Raw genomic sequence first — 16,847 nt, forward strand, 5'->3', positions numbered from 1 at the left:
GGAGCATGAGTCGTCGCGAACGAGAACGAGCACGCGAACGTGATCGTGAACGTGGAGGTGAGCGGTCCGGCGGGAAAGGCGGTGGGCGCGGCCCGGCGTCCCCGGTCACCGTCACCGTCTGCCGGGGCTGCTGCTGCGGCACCCAGGAGAAGCACCCCGGCGTCGACCACGCCGGCCAGTACGAGCGGCTGCGCGCGGCCGTCGGCGAGGCCGGCCGGGTCCGCGCCGTCAAGTGCCTGGACACCTGCGCGCACTCCAACGTCGTCGTGGTCGGCCCGTCCAGCGAGGGCCGCGCGGCCGGCGGCCGTCCGGTCTGGCTGGGCTGGGTGCTGGCGGACGACATGATCGAGGAGATCGCCGAGTGGGTGCAGGCCGGCGGCCCCGGCCTGGCCGACCCGCCGGGGATGCTCGACCTCCAGCAGATCTCCGTCTCCCGCCGCGTCAGCGCGGGCCTGCCGGGCTGAGCCGCACCCGTTCGGGAAGGACCGGTCAGCGCCTACCATGGCCTGGGTTTCCGACGGGAGGAAGACGATGACCACGGTCTGCCGCATCTGCGCGGGCACCGGCCGCACCGCCGGCCTCAGCTGCCGGACCTGCCAGGGCACCGGCACCACCGAGGTCGGCGGCGGCGGGGGCAACTGCTTCCTCTGCGACGGCACCGGCGTCTACGTCCGCTACCGGGTCGACGCCACCGGGGCCAAGCACGCCTACCGCGACGAGATCTGCCGCACCTGCGACGGCACCGGCAACCGGGCGGCGTCCCCCTGGGACGAAGCGTCCTGAACGCGGCGCGGGCCCGGCCCGCAGGTGACGGTTGGTCTGAGCGGGTACGTCCGCACACCGGTCAGCCTAGCTGAGGGCCCCTCAGGCGGCTGCGCACGGAGAGTTTGCCGGACGCTACGACTATGGCTTCCCTCAACCGACTGTTAGCGCGCGTCCGCCGGAAGGCCGCCGCCCTGGCACTGCCGTGCACCATCGTCTCGGCCCTCGTCCCCGTCCTCGCGCTCGGCCCCGGCGCCGTGTCCGCCGAGGCCGCGACCCTCCCCGGCGGACTGGGGCCCTGCGTCCCCGGCAGCTGTCCCGACCCCTTCCCCCCGATCAACAACGGCCCGTTCGCCGGCCGGGACAACGGGATCAACGTCTTCGTCGGCTCCGACTTCCTGGTCCGCGGCCGGGCCGCCGAGGCCGAGGGCCGCGTCGTCGTCCTCAACGACTTCGACCAGGCCAAGGACGTCGGCTTCAGCTCCATCTACAACATCGGCATCGTCGGCGTCGGCTCCCGGGTCCCCCCGCCGGACGGCGCCGACTTCCTCACCACCGGCGGCGACGTCACCATCGCCGACGGCCAGACCCTGGTGGCCGAGGGCGGTGTCGTCCGCTACGCCGGCACCGTCACCGGCAACGTGACCGGCACCCTCGTCCAGGACCCCAACGCCGTCCAGCCCTACGCCGGCCTGCGCGACCAGCTCTCCGCGGCCTCGGACTGCTACGCCCGGGTCGACGGCGTGCCCCGCACCCCGACCGGCATCGCGGTGAACGCGGGCTTCGAGACCCTGTTCACCGGCGACGGCGTGTCGCCGCTCCAGGTCTTCAACGTCGACTTCGACCTCACCGGCCCCGGTGGCGCCCAGCAGGGCATCGCCTTCGCCAACATCCCGGCGAACGCCACCATCCTGGTCAACATCACCGGCGCGAACCGGACCATCAACACCTTCAGCGGCGACATCAACGACACCGACCCGCTGAACGCCTACCGTGAGCGCCTGCTGTGGAACTTCCCCGACGCCACCACGGTCACCCTGGAGGGCACCGGCCAGTTCCAGGGCAGCTTCCTGATCGGCGAGCAGGCCTCGCAGACCACCGTCACCCTGCCCGGTGTCAACGGCCGCTTCTTCACCACCGGCGGCCTCATCCACACCAGCGCGCCCACCGGTGGCGGCGGTCAGGAGTTCCACGCCTACCCCTTCGACGGCGACCTTCCCGACTGCGCGGTCGTCCCGGTGACGGGCGAGGTGCGGGTTCTCAAGACGGACGCCGTGACGGGTCTGCCGCTGGCGGGTGGTGTGTTCGAGCTGTGGGAGGAGACCAACGGGATTCCGGGTCTCCAGAGCACCGGCGTGAACCCCGACACCCAGGTGGGTACGCAGTGCACCACCGGTGCGGACGGCCTGTGCAGCCAGACGGTGCCGACCGGCACCTACTACTGGCTGGAGACCGCCGCACCGCCGGGCTACCTGCTTCCGCCCAACCCGGTGTTCGGACCGCTGATCCTCACGGACCTGAACGCCCCGGAGGGCGTGCAGGTGACCGCCCCGGACATTCCGGTGCCCGCGTTGACGGGTGAGGTGCGGGTGCTGAAGACCGATGCGGTGACGGGTCTGCCGTTGGCCGGTGGTGTGTTCGAGCTGTGGGAGGAGACCAACGGCATTCCCGGTCTCCAGACCACGGGCGTGAACCCCGACACGCAGGTTGGCGCGTCGTGCACCACCGGTGCGGACGGTCTGTGCGTCCGGACGGTGGACATCGGTGTCTACTACTGGCTGGAGACGGCCGCGCCTCCCGGGTACGTTCTGCCGGCCGATCCGGTGTTCGGTCCGCTGATCCTGACGCCGGCGAATGCGGCCGAGGGTGTGCAGGTGACCGCTCCCGACATGCTGCAGCCGGTGGTGACCGGCGAGGTGCGGGTCCTCAAGACCGATGCGGTGACGGGTCTGCCGCTGGCGGGTGGTGTCTTCGAACTGTGGGAGGAGACCAACGGGATTCCGGGTCTTCAGACCACGGGCGTGAACCCTGACACGCAGGTGGGTGCGTCGTGCACCACTGCTGCGGATGGTCTGTGTGTTCGGACGGTTGAGGTCGGGACGTACTACTGGCTGGAGACCGCTGCACCTCCCGGGTACGTGCTTCCGGCCAACCCGGTGTTCGGTCCGCTGGTGCTGACCCCGGCGAATGCGGCCGAGGGTGTGCAGGTGACGGCCCCCGATGCTCTGCAGCCGGTTGTGACCGGTGAGGTTCGGGTACTGAAGACCGACGCGGTGACGGGTGCTCCGCTCGCGGGTGGTGTGTTCGAGCTGTGGGAGGAGACCAACGGCATCCCCGGTCTCCAGACCACCGGCGTGAACCCTGACACGCAGGTGGGTGCGTCGTGCACCACCGGTGCGGACGGTCTGTGCGTCCGGACGGTTGAGGTCGGTACCTACTACTGGCTGGAGACCGCTGCACCTCCCGGGTACGTGCTTCCGGCCAACCCGGTGTTCGGTCCGCTGGTGCTGACCCCGGCCAACGCCGCCGAGGGCGTGCAGGTAACGGCCCCCGATGCTCTGCAGCCGGTTGTGACCGGTGAGGTTCGGGTGCTCAAGACGGACGCGGTGACGGGTGCTCCGCTCGCGGGTGGTGTGTTCGAACTGTGGGAGGAGACCAACGGCATCCCCGGTCTCCAGACCACCGGCGTGAACCCCGACACCCAGGTGGGTACGTCGTGCACCACCGGTGCGGACGGTCTGTGCGTCCGGACGGTTGAGGTCGGTACCTACTACTGGCTGGAGACCGCTGCACCTCCCGGGTACGTGCTTCCGGCCAACCCGGTGTTCGGTCCGCTGGTGCTGACCCCGGCCAACGCCGCCGAGGGCGTGCAGGTAACGGCTCCCGACATGCCGCAGCCGGTTGTGACCGGTGAGGTCCGGGTGCTCAAGACGAACTCCGAGACCGGCGCCCCGCTGGCCGGCGGTGTGTTCGAACTGTGGGAGGAGACCAACGGCATTCCCGGTCTCCAGACCACCGGCGTGAACCCCGACACCCAGGTGGGTACGTCGTGCACCACCGGTGCGGACGGTCTGTGCGTCCGGACGGTGGAGGTCGGTACCTACTACTGGCTGGAGACCGCTGCGCCTCCCGGATTCGTGCTTCCGGCCAACCCGGTGTTCGGTCCGCTGGTGCTGACCCCGGCCAACGCCGCCGAGGGCGTGCAGGTAACGGCTCCCGACATGCCGCAGCCGGTTGTGACCGGTGAGGTCCGGGTGCTCAAGACGGACGCCGAGACCGGTGCTCCGCTCGCGGGCGGTGTGTTCGAGCTGTGGGAGGAGACCAACGGCATTCCCGGTCTCCAGACCACCGGCGTGAACCCCGACACGCAGGTGGGTGCGTCGTGCACCACGGGTGCGGATGGTCTGTGCGTCCGGACGGTGGAGCTGGGTACCTACTACTGGCTGGAGACGGCTGCGCCTCCCGGGTATGTTCTGCCGGCCAACCCGGTCTTTGGTCCGCTGGTGCTGACGGCCGGTAATGCGGCCCAGGGTGTTCAGGTGACTGCGCCGGACGTTCAGCAGCCGGTGGTGACCGGTGAGGTCCGGGTGCTCAAGACGGACGCCGAGACCGGTGCTCCGCTCGCGGGCGGTGTGTTCGAGTTGTGGGAGGAGACCAACGGCATTCCCGGTCTCCAGACCACCGGCGTGAACCCCGACACGCAGGTGGGTGCGTCGTGCACCACGGGTGCGGATGGTCTGTGCGTCCGGACGGTGGAGCTGGGTACCTACTACTGGCTGGAGACGGCTGCGCCTCCCGGGTATGTTCTGCCGGCCAACCCGGTCTTTGGTCCGCTGGTGCTGACGGCTGGCAATGCGGCCCAGGGTGTTCAGGTGACTGCGCCGGACGTTCAGCAGCCGGTGGTGACCGGTGAGGTCCGGGTGCTCAAGACGGACGCCGAGACCGGTGCTCCGCTCGCGGGCGGTGTGTTCGAGTTGTGGGAGGAGACCAACGGGATTCCGGGTCTTCAGACCACGGGCGTGAACCCCGACACCCAGGTCGGTGGCTCCTGCACCACCGGTGCGGACGGCTTCTGCCGCCGGACGGTGGAGCTGGGCACCTACTACTGGCGCGAGATCGCTGCTCCCCCCGGCTACGACCTGCCGGCCGAGCCCGTCTTCGGGCCGCTGGTGCTGACGGCGGCCAACGCCGCCGAGGGCGTTCAGGTCACCGTCGGCGACTGCCCGTCGCCGAAGCCGCCGGGTGACGGCTCGATCCACCTGACCAAGAAGGACGCCCACTCGGGCAAGCCGGTGGCAGGTGCGGTGTTCGAGCTGTGGCGGGAGACCAACGGCGTCCCCGGTCTGCAGACCGGCGGTGCCAACCCGGACACCCAGGCGGGTGGCTGCACCACCGCCTCCGACGGTGGTTGCGACTTCGACCACCTGTCGGCCGGGCAGTACTACCTGCGGGAGACCGCTGCGCCCGATGGCTACCAGTTCCCGCGTGACCCGGTCACCGGCCCCATCCAGGTGAACGCCGACGACTGCGTCACCGTCGACCTCGTCAACAAGAAGAAGGACGACGACCACGGTGGGTACGGAGACTACGGCGACCACGGCGACTACGGCAGCTACGGCGGGTAGTCGTCTGTACGGATGAATGGATGAACGGACGGACCGTCCGGAGCAGGCCTCCTGCTCCGGACGGTCCGTCCGTTTCGGCTGCGGCGGCGCCCCGCGCGCTCAGCCGAGCACGTGCCGCAGGCCGCCCAGCAGGTGCCCGCGGAAGGCCCGGTCCGTGTACGCCTCGGGCGCGTGGCCGAGGGCGGTGTAGAAGGTCGGCGCGCCGTCGTGCTCCCCGCACCAGGCGAGCGGGTGACGGTCGGCCAGGCCCATTGCCGCCCCGGTGTAGTCGGCCTCGTCGACGGTGAGCAGCACACGGACGCCGTGCTCGCGCGGGTCGGAGCGGAAGTCGTACCACTCGTCGGTCCACTCCCAGCGGGCCGGCAGGTGGGCGGTGGCCGGGTGGTCGGGGTCGGCGACCCGGACCGGTGCGGTCTGGATCGCCGGGTGCCGGTCGAACCTGGCGCCGACCAGCCCCTCGAACCACGGCCACTCGTACGCCGTGCTCGACGCCGCGTGCACGCCGAGCCAGCCGTGACCGGCGGTCAGGTGGGCGCGCAGCGCGTCCTGTCCGGCCTCGTCGAGCACCGGTCCGCCGGTGGAGAGGAACACCACGGCGGCGTAGCGGCGCAGGGTGGCGGGGCGGAAGACGCCCGGGTCCTCGGTGGCGTCGACGGTGAAGCCGTGCCGTTCGCCGAGCTCGCCCAGCGCGCGGGTGCCGTCGACGACGGAGGCGTGCGGGAAGCGGAGGTTGCGACGGTAGATCAGGATCCGTGCCATGGTGGACGATCCTGCCAGTTGCCGTCACCGGGCAGCCGACAGGGGGCCACCCCGGGCAGGACCCGGAGCACGCCTCCTCGCTCATCCGCCGAACCCGCCGGCCGCTTTCCGGGCTTCCGGGCGAGGAGCCCGCAGGGTGAGCTCCTGCGGGGTTTCCCGTGGCGGCGGTGGGGGGGGGTCAGGTCTGGCGGTAGGTGGCGAGGAAGCGGCCGATGCGGTTGATGGCCGTCTCCAGGTCGTCGGCCCGGGGGAGGGTGACGAAGCGGAAGTGGTCGGGGCGGGGCCAGTTGAAGCCGGTGCCCTGGACGACGTGGATCTTCTCGCGGAGCAGGAGGTCCAGGACGAAGCGCTCGTCGTCGACGATGCGGTGGACGGCCGGGTCGAGTTTGGCGAAGGCGTAGAGCGCGCCGCGGGGCTTGACGCAGCTGACGCCGGGGATCTCGTTGAGGGCCCGGTAGGCGACGTCGCGCTGTTCGGCGAGGCGGCCGCTGGGCAGCACCAGGTCGTTGATGGACTGGTGGCCGCCGAGCGCGGCCTGGACGGCGTACTGGGAGGGCACGTTGGGGCACAGCCGCATGCCGGAGAGCATGGTGAGGCCCTCCAGGTAGTCGCCCGCGTGCTGCTTGGGGCCGGAGACGACCAGCCAGCCGCTGCGGAAGCCGGCCACCCGGTAGGACTTGGAGAGGCCGTTGAAGGTGAGGGTGAGCACGTCGTCGGCCAGGGCGGCCAGGCAGTGGTGCTCGGCGCCGTCGTAGAGGATCTTGTCGTAGATCTCGTCGGCCAGCACCATCAGCTGGTGGCGGCGGGCGAGGTCGAGGATGCCCTCCAGCAGTTCCTTCGGGTAGACCGCGCCGGTGGGGTTGTTGGGGTTGATGACCACGATCGCCTTGGTGCGGGCGGTGATCTTCGCGGCGATGTCGTCGAGGTCGGGGAACCAGTCCGCCTCCTCGTCGCAGGCGTAGTGCACCGCCTTGCCGCCGGCCAGCCGGACGACCGCCGTCCACAGCGGGTAGTCGGGCATCGGGACGAGCACCTCGTCGCCGTCGTCCACCAGTGCGGTGACGGCCATCTGGATCAGCTCGGAGACGCCGTTGCCGAGGTAGACGTCGTTGACGGTCACGCCGTCGACGCCGCGCTGCTGGTAGTACTGCACGACCGCGCGGCGGGCGGGCAGGATGCCGCGCGAGTCGCTGTAGCCGTGGGCCCGGGGGAGGTTGCGGATGATGTCCTGGAGGATCTCCTCGGGCGCCTCGAAGCCGAACGTGGCCGGGTTGCCGGTGTTCAGCCGGAGCACGCTGTGCCCGGCCTCCTCCAGCGCGTTGGCCTGATCGACCACCGGGCCGCGGATCTCGTAGCACACGTCATTCAGCTTGCTGGACTGCCGAAACTCCATCTGCGGCCTCCCGACCGTCACCCCGCATCGACCCTGGTCGCTTTGTTCTACCAAGTAGGCACTTGGAAAGTCCAACCTTTTGGCTATGCTGATCCACATGTCACGCCGAAGCTACGACCAGTACTGCGCCGTCGCCCGCGCCCTGGACGCGGTGGGGGAGCGCTGGAGCCTCCTGATCGTCCGTGAACTCCTGGCCGGCCCGCGCCGCTACACCGACCTGCATGCCGACCTGCCCGGCGTCTCCACCGACATCCTCGCCGCGCGGCTCAAGCAGTTGGAGGGCGAGGGCGTCGTCGAGCGCCGCCGGCTCGAACGGCCGGCCAACGCCACCGTCTACGAGCTGACCGCGCGCGGCGCCACGCTGCGGCCGGTCGTCGAGGCGCTCGGCGTCTGGGGGCTCGACGCACTGGGGGAGCAGCGGCCGACCGACGCGGTTCGAACGCATTGGATCACCGGCGCGGTGGAGCAGCAGGTGGGGGAGCCGACGGGTGAGACCGTCGGGGTCTGACCGGGCCTGAGGACACGGCCGGCGGCGCACCCGTGGCTCTTCAGGACCGATTCCCCCGTGACCGGTCGTGGATCCGTAGGGTGGCGCCGCCGACGTGTGGCCCACTCTGCCCGGGGCCGATGAACGGTCGATCGGTGTCCGCTTGCCGTGGCCGTTGATCCCGAGGCCGCCGGGCCCCGCTGCGGTCGGCGCGCGTACGATCGACGGGCCATGGAGAACACGGAGAACACGCCCACCGCCTTCCGCAGTTACGTCGCCGTCGGGGACTCCTTCACCGAGGGCATGTGCGACGACCTGCGGCCCGACGGCCACTTCCGGGGCTGGGCCGACCGCGTCGCCGCCCGGCTCGCCGCCGACCATCCGGCCGGCGGCTTCCGGTACGCCAACCTCGCCGTCCGCGGCAAGCTCATCGGCCAGATCCACGACGAGCAACTGGAGCACGCCGCCGCCATGGGCGCCGAGCTGGTCACCCTGGCCGGCGGGCTCAACGACGTGCTCAGGCCGCGCTGCGACATCGCCCGGATCGAGGAGCTCCTCGGCTCCTCCGCCACCCGGCTGCGCGCCACCGGAGCCACCGTGGTGATGTTCACCAGCACCGACCCGACCCGGCGGATGGCCGGCTCCACCCGGCTGCTCCCGGCGATCCTGCGGATGAAGGCCTTCGTGCACGAGCTCGCCCAGGACCCGGGCATCGCCGTGGTCGACCTCTTCTCCGCGCCCTGCTTCGACGACCGCCGGCTCTGGGCGGAGGACCGGCTGCACCTCTCGCCCGAGGGACACCGCCGGGTCGCCGAGGCCGTCCTGGAGGCGCTCGGGCGCCCCGCCGGCTTCGACTGGCGCGCCCCGCTGGCGACCGCCGCCCCGCCGACCCGCGGCGAGAAGCTGGCCGCCGACGCCCGCTGGGCCCGCACCCACCTCGGCCCGTGGATCGGCCGCCGCCTCACCGGCCGCTCCTCCGGCGACGGCCGCCCGCCCAAGCGCGCGGAGCTGCTGCCGTACGAGGGCTGAGCGCGCCTGCTTCCGCCGGGCGGCGGCCGGCGCGGCGTTCCGTCAGCCGCGGAAGAGGTTGCGGCCCACGTCGGACGGGACCTTGTCCTCGTACGGGGTGGAGTCCGGGCCGGGCACGTGCTCGCCCGGGACCGGCTCGGTGCCCTCCCGGTGCAGCAGGAACACGCCGTCCTCCGACCAGACCGTCCGGTAGCCGTGCGCCAGCAGCAGCTCGATCCGGGCCGCCTGCTCCCCGTCGGTGCGGAACGGGAAGGACCGCTTGTCCGCGCGGATCAGCACGTACTCGCGCCCGCGCGGCGTCTCGTCGACCAGCACCACGTCCGCGCGGGCGGTCAGCCGCGGCGCCGCCTGGTTGTCGGCCTCCACGGAGGCGCCGTCCGGGACCAGCGCCGCGGCGCGCAGCAGCGCCGCCTCGCTCGCCTTCGGCTGCCAGTAGGCCGGCACGAACAGGTTCGCCGCGCCGAGCGGCAGCGCGACCGCGACGGTCACGGCGGCCGCCGCCACGCCGAGCCGCCGGGTCAGCACGCGGTCGTGGTGGCGGCCCAGCACCTCCAGCGCGGCGACCAGCAGGATCGGCCAGAGGAACGCGTCGTAGTGCCGGGCGATCGACCAGTGGTTCGGGTTGCTGGAGAGCACCCGCTCGGCGAGCAGCGGGACGGCCAGCAGCACGGTCGCCGAGCGCAGCGGGAGGAGGAACAGGGTGCCGAAGAGCCAGAGCAGCAGCAGCGGCTTCAGCGGGGCGTCGAAGAACGCCGAGACGAGGAGGGTCGGGTCGGCCAGCACATTGGCGACCGCCGAGCCGCCGTCCTCGCCGAGCGCCTCGTAGTTCCAGTAGTAGCCGGGTACCCCGCCCATCGCCGGGATCAGCTTCGCGATCGCCATCGCCGCGGCGAGCGGGCCGCCGAGCAGCAGGCCGACACCCCAGCGGACCGCCGGGCGGCGCCGCCCGGGGTCCGGCTCCCGGCGTGCGCGCAGCAGCAGCACCAGGCCGTACGCGCCGACCGCCAGGCCCATGTCCTCCTTGGTGCAGCACAGCAGGAGGCCGGCCAGCGCGGACGCCCAGTACTGCCGGGCCATTCCGCGCTCCAGCATCAGCAGCGTCAGCGGCACGGCGAACGCCACCTCGTGGAACCCGCCGCGCGAGGCCACCAGCAGCGGCCAGCCCAGGCCGTAGGCGAGGGCGGCCAGGTCGGCGGCGCGGCGGGCGGTGCGGGGGTCGGCGCCGGCGAAGCAGCGGTCGGCGATCCGGCGGATCAGCGGCACGCCGGCGGCGAAGCAGAGCGCCTGGCCGAGGAGCAGCGAGCGCGGGTCGTCCCAGAGCCAGTAGAGCGGTGCCATCAGCGCGATCACCGGTGAGAAGTGGTCGCCGAGCAGCGAGAAGCCGGGCGGGAACTCGTGGTGGTAGCTCTTCAGCGTCGACACCGGCAGACCGAGGTGCGCGTAGCCGCGCACGCCCTGGTCGAAGATGCCGAGGTCGAAGCCGCCGAGCTGGAGGGTGGTCCACTGCTGGGCCGCGATCGCCAGGCAGACCGCGAAGCAGAGCATGGTGAAGGCGACGGTGCGGGCGCGGGGCGGGAGGCGGAGGGCGTCCGGCCGGCCGTCGGCGGCGGCGGGCCGCGCGGGGCCTTCGGGGCCTTCGGTGTCCGGGTACGGCGCCACGTCGTGCCGGGACATGCCTTGGTTCCTCCGCTGGGTGTTCGCTCCGGTGTTGCTCGTACTCGGCCGACCACACTAACCGACGGCCAGGCGGGGGCTTGTCGGTACGCTCTACAGCTGCACCACCGCACCGCGCCGTCTTCCCGGAGGAACAACAGCATCGTGAGCGTCCCGAGCCTCAACCTCGTCTCCGACTGCGGGAGCTGCTTCGGGCTGTGCTGCGTCGCGCTGCCGTTCGCCGCCGGCACCGACTTCGCCGTGAACAAGGCGGCCGGCAGCGCCTGCCGCAACCTGAAGACGGACTTCACCTGCGGCATCCACGAGCGGCTGCGCGAGAGCGGCTTCCCCGGCTGCACGGTGTACGACTGCTTCGGCGCCGGGCAGCAGGTCTCCCAGGTCACCTTCGGCGGGCGCGGCTGGCGCGAGGCGCCGGAGGACGCGGGCGCGATGTTCGAGGTGTTCCCGGTGGTGCGGCAGCTGCACGAGCTCCTCTGGTACCTCACCGAGGCGCTCACCTTCGAGCCGGCCCGCCCCGTGCACGGGGAACTGCGCCGGGCGCTGGAGGAGACCGGGCGACTGGCCGGCGGCACACCGGAGGAGATCCTGGCGGTCGACGTGCCCGCACACCGGCAGGCGGTCGCCGAGCTGCTGCTCAAGGCGAGCGAGCTGGTCCGGGCCGCCGTCCCGCGCCGCCGCGAGCACCGGGGCGCGGACCTGTTCGGCGCCCGGCTGCGCGGCGCGGACCTGCGCGGGGCCAACCTGCGCGGCGCGCTGCTGGTGGCCGCGGACCTCGCCGGGGCGGACCTGCGGCTCGCCGACCTGGTCGGCGCCGACCTGCGGGACGCCAATCTGGCGGGCGCCGACCTCACCGAGGCACTCTTCCTCACCCAGGCACAGCTCAACGCCGCCCGAGGCGACGCCACCACCCGCCTCCCGTCGGCACTGAAGCGCCCCACCCACTGGCCCGCCACGACCGGCACCACCACCCCGCCCTCCGGCCCCCGCCCCCCGCGCAAGCCCAAGAACAGCACGCGGTCGGGCAAACCCCGCCGCCCCTGACCCACTGCCGGCCGGCTGCCGTGGCCCCGGCCCCGGCCCCGGTGACACAGGGCGGCAGAGGGCCTGGTTGTTGGTGCGTCGCTGGGCGGGGCGGGGCGGGGTTGGGGACACGGAGCCGCTGGTTGCGCTCGGCGAGCCACAGGGGAGACGGGCGAGTCGCAGCGGGTGGGCTCCGGGCCCGGTGACACAGGGCGGCCGTGGGCCTCGCCGCCGCTGATTCGCCAGGCGGGTGGGTGGCGGAGCGTACTGGGCGTGGGCCTGCGTGGGCGGGCAGGTGGATGCGGGCGCCGCGGGCCTCGGGCCGATGGCCGCAGTCCGCGTGTATGGGGGCTCTGGTGTCGTCGAGTCGCCGGGTCGGCCTGTCGGTGGAGCGGCCGTAGCCCGTGTGTGGGCCGAGCGTGACGGGTGGGCATCAGTGCAGCAGGCCCTGGCGCCCTATGGGCGCGCCGCCTGCGTAGGGCTTGCAAGGCGGATTCCGCCGTCGCGGCATAGCCGGGGGCGGGCTGCGTGCGCGGGTAGTGCGTGCCCTGCGGGGTCCGGGGTGGTGCCGGTTCGGGGGCCTCGCGGTCGTTGAGTCGCCCGGCCGGCCCGTCGCGGTGTCGCCGCCGGCCGTCGGTGGAGTGGGTGTGGCCCGCGTGCGGGCCGAGCGTGGTGGACGGGTGGCGGTGAAGCAGGATGCCGGTCGCGGCTGTGGCCGGGTGCCCGCTCGGGTGGGCCTTGCCGTCGCGGGTGCAGAACGGGCGGGTGAGGCTATGGGGCTATGGGGCGGGGGTGGGTGGGTGTCGGCGGAGGAGGGCGCAGGTTGTGCCGGTGAGGAGGAGGAGGGCGACGGCGGTCAGGGCCGTTGGCGAGTCCGCGGGGTGGAGCGGCCAGGCCCATGGGCGGGGGTGGCCGTTCGGGTACCAGCCGGCGGCTGAGCAGAGCAGGGGGGTGGCGGCGAGGGCGGCGGCGGCCGGGCGGTGGCCGATCAGGGGGCGGACGAGCAGGGCGAGGCCGAGGTAGCCGGTGATGTTGCGGGCCAGGACCAGGGCGAGTGCGCCCTGGCCGGCCAGGTAGGCGAGGCCTCCGCAGGTTGTTCCGGCGGCCGCGAGGGCGAGGGCGAGCCCGACGTCGAGGCCGCGCAGGAACCGGACGGCGACGGCTTCGGTCCGCAGGTCGCCCCGGCCCAGCCCGTACAGCAGGAACACCGCCGGGAACAGGGTGATCACGTGCGCGAGGAGGAAGTGCCCGGCCTGCCCGTGCAGTGCCGGTACCGGCAGCTCCCCGTTCCCGAACAGCAGGCCGACGGCGAGGGTTCCGGCGAGGACGGCCGCGAGTACCGGCACCGCGCGCGCCTTGCACCACCAGATCACGGCTCGCCTCCGACGGGGGCCGGGGCCGGGGTTCCGCAGTCGGCGAGGGCGGCCGTGGTGGCGCGGTACCAGTCGAGCTGGGGCCCGTCCGGCAGCCGGAGCAACCGGGTGGCGTGGGCGGCGTCGGCCTCGGTGAAGCGGCCGCCGACGCCGGCCGCCGGGACGGTGGTGCCGTCCGGGCCCGCGCGGGCGGTGAGCCAGGCGGTGAGGGTGCCGAGGGCGGCCGCGGCCGGGTAGGGGTCGCCGCGGCGGGCGCAGTCCGGGGCGCGCGGGAGCAGGCCGCCGACCACGGCGGGGGCGACGTCCTGGGCCCGGGCGTCGGTGGGGACGCCGAGCTTGGCCTCGCCCGGGCCCGGCCGGGCGGCCATGGTGAACGCCTCGGGGACGGTGACACCGTGCCCGGCCAGGGCGTCGGCGACCTTCCGGACCTCGGTGCGGACCGCTGCCGAGCGGGCGCCGCCCAGCTCCGGCCAGAGGCAGACGCGCGGCGGTCCGTCCGCGCAGACCAGGGCGGCGGCGGACCGGGCACGCACCGGTTCGGGGCCGAGGTCGCGGGCGGCCCAGCCGCCCACCGCGACCCCGCCCGCCGTGACCGCCAGCGCGGCGGCGACGGCGAGCGGGGTGCCGCGCTGGCGGATCAGCAGCACGGCGGCCGCGCAGACCGCGCCGGAGAAGGCCAGCGAGGCCGCCACCGCCCGCCCGTCCAGCACCTGGTCCACGGCGCAGCAGTCGGACAGCCCGCCGCCGACCAGGTGCCGCGGCCAGTAGGTGTCGAACGCGGCGGGGTAGGCGTTCAGCACGAAGCTGCTGACCAGCGCGAGCGGGACGGCGACCACCGGTGCCAGCACCCGCCCGACCATCGAGCCGACCAGGGTGTTGGCGAGCAGCAGCCCGGCCCAGACGGCGAGCGGTCCGGGCTGCGGGAGGCCGTTCGCGGTGCTGCCGGCCAGCGCGGTGGTGCCGAGCGCGGCGGCCATGCCGAGCGCGCCCATCACGGCGACCGGCAGCAGCAGCGGTGCGGTGATGGCCGGCGCGGAGCGGACCGGGGAGCGGTCGAACACGCCGCCCCGGTGCAGTCGTCCGCCCTCCCACGCGCCGCAGGCCGCACAGGCCGCGCAGGCGAACGGCAGTGCGAGGCTGGCGTGTCCGGCGGCGGCGAGCCCGTAGCCGGGGGTGACCCAGGCGGTCAGTTCGTCGCCGAGGGCGACCAGGACGAAGCCGAGCAGGAACGGCAGCGCCCGGGTGCCGGCCGAGACCCGTAGCACGGTGCGCAGCAGCATGGTCAGGTCTCCCGTTCGATCAGGCGCGCGTACGCGGCCTCGGCGCTCGGCGGGCCGCTGCCCGCCCCGGGGAGCCGGCCGCCGGCAGCGAGGGCGTGGAACTCCTCGGTGGCGCCCTGGAAGCGGACCCGGCCGCGGTCCAGCACCACCACGTGCCGGTAGGTCTCGGCGAGGTCCTCGGTCTGGTGGGTGGAGACCACGACGTTCACCTCGCCCGTCAACTCCTCGACCAGGGTGCGGAACACCGCGCGCTGGGTGGGGTCGAGCCCGGCCGTGGGCTCGTCCATCAGGATCAGCTCGCTGTGGTGGGCGAGGCAGCCGGCGATGCCCATCCGGCGCAGCTGGCCGCCGGAGAGCTGGTGGCCGGCCCGGTCGGCGAGCCCGGAGAGGCCGACCCGGGCGAGCGCGCCGGCCGAGGCGTGCCAGGCGGCGGTGCGCGACATGCCCTTCAACCAGCCGCAGTACGCGACCTGTTCGCGCACGTTGAGCCCGGGGACGGGGGTGATCTGCTGCGGCAGCCAGGCCACCGCGCGCCGGTAGGCGGCCCGGTCGCCGCCGCCCGCCGCCGGGTTGACGCCGTGCCAGGTGACCAGGCCCCGGTGCGGGTGCACCTGCGAGGCGGCGAGCGCCATGAGGGTGGACTTGCCGGCTCCGTTGGGGCCGAGCAGGACGGTGGCCGGATTGTCGATCCGCAGATCGAGACCGGTGAACAGGGGCGTCTTCCGGCTGTACTGGAAGTCGATGCGGTGGAACTCAAGGGCCATGGCGGGGTCGACGCATTTCGCTCGGGAGGGGTGCGGGGGCGCCGGCGGACGGGGGCGTCCGCCGGAACCACGGCCGGGGCGGGGGCGGCGTGGGGGCGTAGGGGGCGAGGGGGCGGCGTGGACGTGGTCAGTACCGGGTGGTGACGGTGTCCACCCAGAGCTTGGCGCCGCTGCGCACGCCCCCCAGCGTGAAGTAGTAGTCGCCGGAGCTCTGGTCGCCCCAGCCGGAGGTGTCGCAGTGGTTGGAGCGGTGGCCGTAGGCCCTGTCGGGGCCGAAGACGTCCTTGTGGAGCTGGAGGTCGGCGTCCTTGAAGTCGTTGTTGTCGGTCTCGCAGCCCTGGAAGGTGACGGTGGTGACGGCGTCGTCGCGGTCGCTGTCGGCCCAGCGGCGGGATTCCGAGCCGGGTCCCCAGCTGCTGATGTGGGACGTCCAGGAGCCTTCGGCGAGCGCGGGACCGGCGCCGGCGAAGCCGAGCAGCGCGGCGGCCACCAGGGCGCCCCGGACGAATGTGCGGTTGATGCGGCTGGTGCTGCCGGTACGGCGAAAACGGTCGGCGCGGTTCTTTGCGTGCATCTTCCGTCCGATCATTTCGGTGACACCGCCTGGCGGGGCGGGGTCATGCAGGCAAAAGGAAATGAGCGGAGGTCCGACCCGAACGGTCGCGGTCACCCGATCGGCCGAGCCGCCGCGGGAATGACCTTAGCGTGCACGAACAGGCGGCCAGCACTATTTTTTTCGGCCATTCGGCCGCTTGAGGCCGAGGGGCCGGGCCTTGGCAAGGGGCTGATCGACATTCGCCGGAAAATTCCGAGCCACGACCTTTCCGGTCGAATGCCGATCCACCGTGCTCATTTCTGATCTACTCGCCGATAGATTTCTTTTTCATGCGATTGTCGTTCCGATAGGGCGTTGGCCGGTTCTCGTCGTCGCCCGGTTACGCCGTGAGCAGCCGCGCCCGCAGCCGGCCGATCAGCGCCTCGTCGACCCCGACCTTGCCGGTGGCATAGGCGCGCACCGAGCCGTGGGCGGCGGCCAGGTCCGCGAGCGCGAACCGGATCACCGCCTCCGGCGCGCGCCCGAAGGCGGGCCAGCGCAGCGTGCGCCCCGGGTTGCCGGCGCGCCAGTCGGCCACCAGCCTGGCGGTGACCAGTTCGGTGAGCGCGAAGTCGGCGGCCACGTCGTCCTCGCCGACGCCGAGCAGGGTGAGCACCAGCGCGGCGATCAGCCCCGTGCGGTCCTTGCCGGCGGCGCAGTGGAACACCACCGGCCGCTCGGCCCCGGCGATCAGCTCCAGAACGGCGCGGATCTCCGCGGCGCCGTCCTCGGCCACCTCGGCGAACCGGTCCGCCAGGTAGCGCCACGGGTCGAGCTCGGGGTCGATCTCGGCCTGGTCGTACGGTCGGTGCTCGATCGAGAGGTTGTGGTAGGCGACCCCGTCGAGCTCCGGTATCCGCCCGCGGCGCTCGATCTCCCAGGGATACCGCAGGTCGATCACGGTGCCGATGTCCAGCGCCCGGAACCGCTCCAGGTCGGCGGCCGAGGCGAGCCTGCCGAGCGAGGACGACCGGTAGAGCAGTCCCCAGCGCACGGCCCGCCCGTCGGCGGCCGGATAGCCGCCCAGGTCGCGGAAGTTGTACGGACCTTCGAACTCCAGATGACGTGTCATGTTCGCACCCTACT

13 protein-coding genes and 1 pseudogene are annotated in these 16,847 nt (G+C 73.0%); 6 read left to right on the plus strand and 8 right to left on the minus strand.

Annotation, left to right across the window (positions count from 1 at the left end):
• The first annotated feature begins 5 nt into the window (after positions 1-5).
• From ACFZBX_RS21500 to ACFZBX_RS21510, 3 genes are all read left to right on the plus strand, one after another.
• The gene (locus tag ACFZBX_RS21500) at positions 6-464 is read left to right on the plus strand and encodes a (2Fe-2S) ferredoxin domain-containing protein (protein ID WP_391535358.1); all 459 of its coding nucleotides are present in this window, start codon (positions 6-8) and stop codon (positions 462-464) included.
• Positions 465-531: 67 nt separating this feature from the next.
• Complete coding sequence (locus ACFZBX_RS21505) at positions 532-783, plus strand: hypothetical protein (protein ID WP_030302164.1); 252 nt, start codon at positions 532-534, stop codon at positions 781-783.
• Positions 784-905: 122 nt separating this feature from the next.
• Positions 906-5,387: a SpaA isopeptide-forming pilin-related protein gene (locus ACFZBX_RS21510; RefSeq protein ID WP_391535359.1), complete on the plus strand. Its 4,482-nt coding sequence runs from the start codon at positions 906-908 to the stop codon at positions 5,385-5,387.
• Between the two features lie 99 nt (positions 5,388-5,486).
• On the opposite strand, the gene ACFZBX_RS21515 is transcribed toward ACFZBX_RS21510, so the two are convergent.
• Positions 5,487-6,146: a ThuA domain-containing protein gene (locus tag ACFZBX_RS21515; protein ID WP_391535360.1), complete on the minus strand. Its 660-nt coding sequence runs from the start codon at positions 6,144-6,146 to the stop codon at positions 5,487-5,489.
• 178 nt (positions 6,147-6,324) lie between these two features.
• Entirely contained in the window at positions 6,325-7,539 is a 1,215-nt protein-coding gene (locus tag ACFZBX_RS21520) for a pyridoxal phosphate-dependent aminotransferase (protein WP_391535361.1), read from the minus strand.
• A gap of 97 nt (positions 7,540-7,636) precedes the next feature.
• On the opposite strand from ACFZBX_RS21520, the pseudogene ACFZBX_RS21525 reads away from it, so the two are divergent.
• A pseudogene (locus ACFZBX_RS21525) lies at positions 7,637-7,987 on the plus strand (winged helix-turn-helix transcriptional regulator); the annotation flags it as partial.
• Positions 7,988-8,257: 270 nt separating this feature from the next.
• Positions 8,258-9,055: an SGNH/GDSL hydrolase family protein gene (locus tag ACFZBX_RS21530; RefSeq protein WP_391535362.1), complete on the plus strand. Its 798-nt coding sequence runs from the start codon at positions 8,258-8,260 to the stop codon at positions 9,053-9,055.
• Positions 9,056-9,097: 42 nt separating this feature from the next.
• On the opposite strand, the gene ACFZBX_RS21535 is transcribed toward ACFZBX_RS21530, so the two are convergent.
• The gene (locus tag ACFZBX_RS21535; RefSeq protein ID WP_391535363.1) at positions 9,098-10,729 is read right to left on the minus strand and encodes a DUF2079 domain-containing protein; all 1,632 of its coding nucleotides are present in this window, start codon (positions 10,727-10,729) and stop codon (positions 9,098-9,100) included.
• A 144-nt stretch (positions 10,730-10,873) separates the two neighbouring features.
• Here ACFZBX_RS21535 and ACFZBX_RS21540 point away from each other — a divergent pair, with 144 nt between their 5' ends.
• The gene (locus ACFZBX_RS21540; protein ID WP_391535364.1) at positions 10,874-11,770 is read left to right on the plus strand and encodes a pentapeptide repeat-containing protein; all 897 of its coding nucleotides are present in this window, start codon (positions 10,874-10,876) and stop codon (positions 11,768-11,770) included.
• Positions 11,771-12,528: 758 nt separating this feature from the next.
• Here the strand turns inward: ACFZBX_RS21540 and ACFZBX_RS21545 are convergent.
• The 5 genes from ACFZBX_RS21545 to ACFZBX_RS21565 form a co-directional block, all read right to left on the minus strand.
• Entirely contained in the window at positions 12,529-13,095 is a 567-nt protein-coding gene (locus ACFZBX_RS21545) for a hypothetical protein (RefSeq protein ID WP_391535365.1), read from the minus strand.
• Between the two features lie 23 nt (positions 13,096-13,118).
• Complete coding sequence (locus ACFZBX_RS21550) at positions 13,119-14,402, minus strand: hypothetical protein (RefSeq protein WP_391535366.1); 1,284 nt, start codon at positions 14,400-14,402, stop codon at positions 13,119-13,121.
• Positions 14,403-14,404: 2 nt separating this feature from the next.
• A complete protein-coding gene (locus tag ACFZBX_RS21555) occupies positions 14,405-15,166 on the minus strand; it encodes an ATP-binding cassette domain-containing protein (protein ID WP_391535367.1) in 762 nt (253 codons plus the stop codon).
• A 127-nt stretch (positions 15,167-15,293) separates the two neighbouring features.
• On the minus strand, positions 15,294-15,740 hold the full coding sequence (locus ACFZBX_RS21560) for a hypothetical protein (protein ID WP_391535368.1): 447 nt from the start codon (positions 15,738-15,740) through the stop codon (positions 15,294-15,296).
• A gap of 361 nt (positions 15,741-16,101) precedes the next feature.
• Positions 16,102-16,833: a tyrosine-protein phosphatase gene (locus ACFZBX_RS21565; protein WP_391535369.1), complete on the minus strand. Its 732-nt coding sequence runs from the start codon at positions 16,831-16,833 to the stop codon at positions 16,102-16,104.
• Positions 16,834-16,847 lie beyond the last annotated feature (14 nt).

The organism is Kitasatospora sp. NPDC008115 (assembly GCF_042957205.1).
Classification (GTDB): Bacteria; Actinomycetota; Actinomycetes; order Streptomycetales; family Streptomycetaceae; genus Kitasatospora.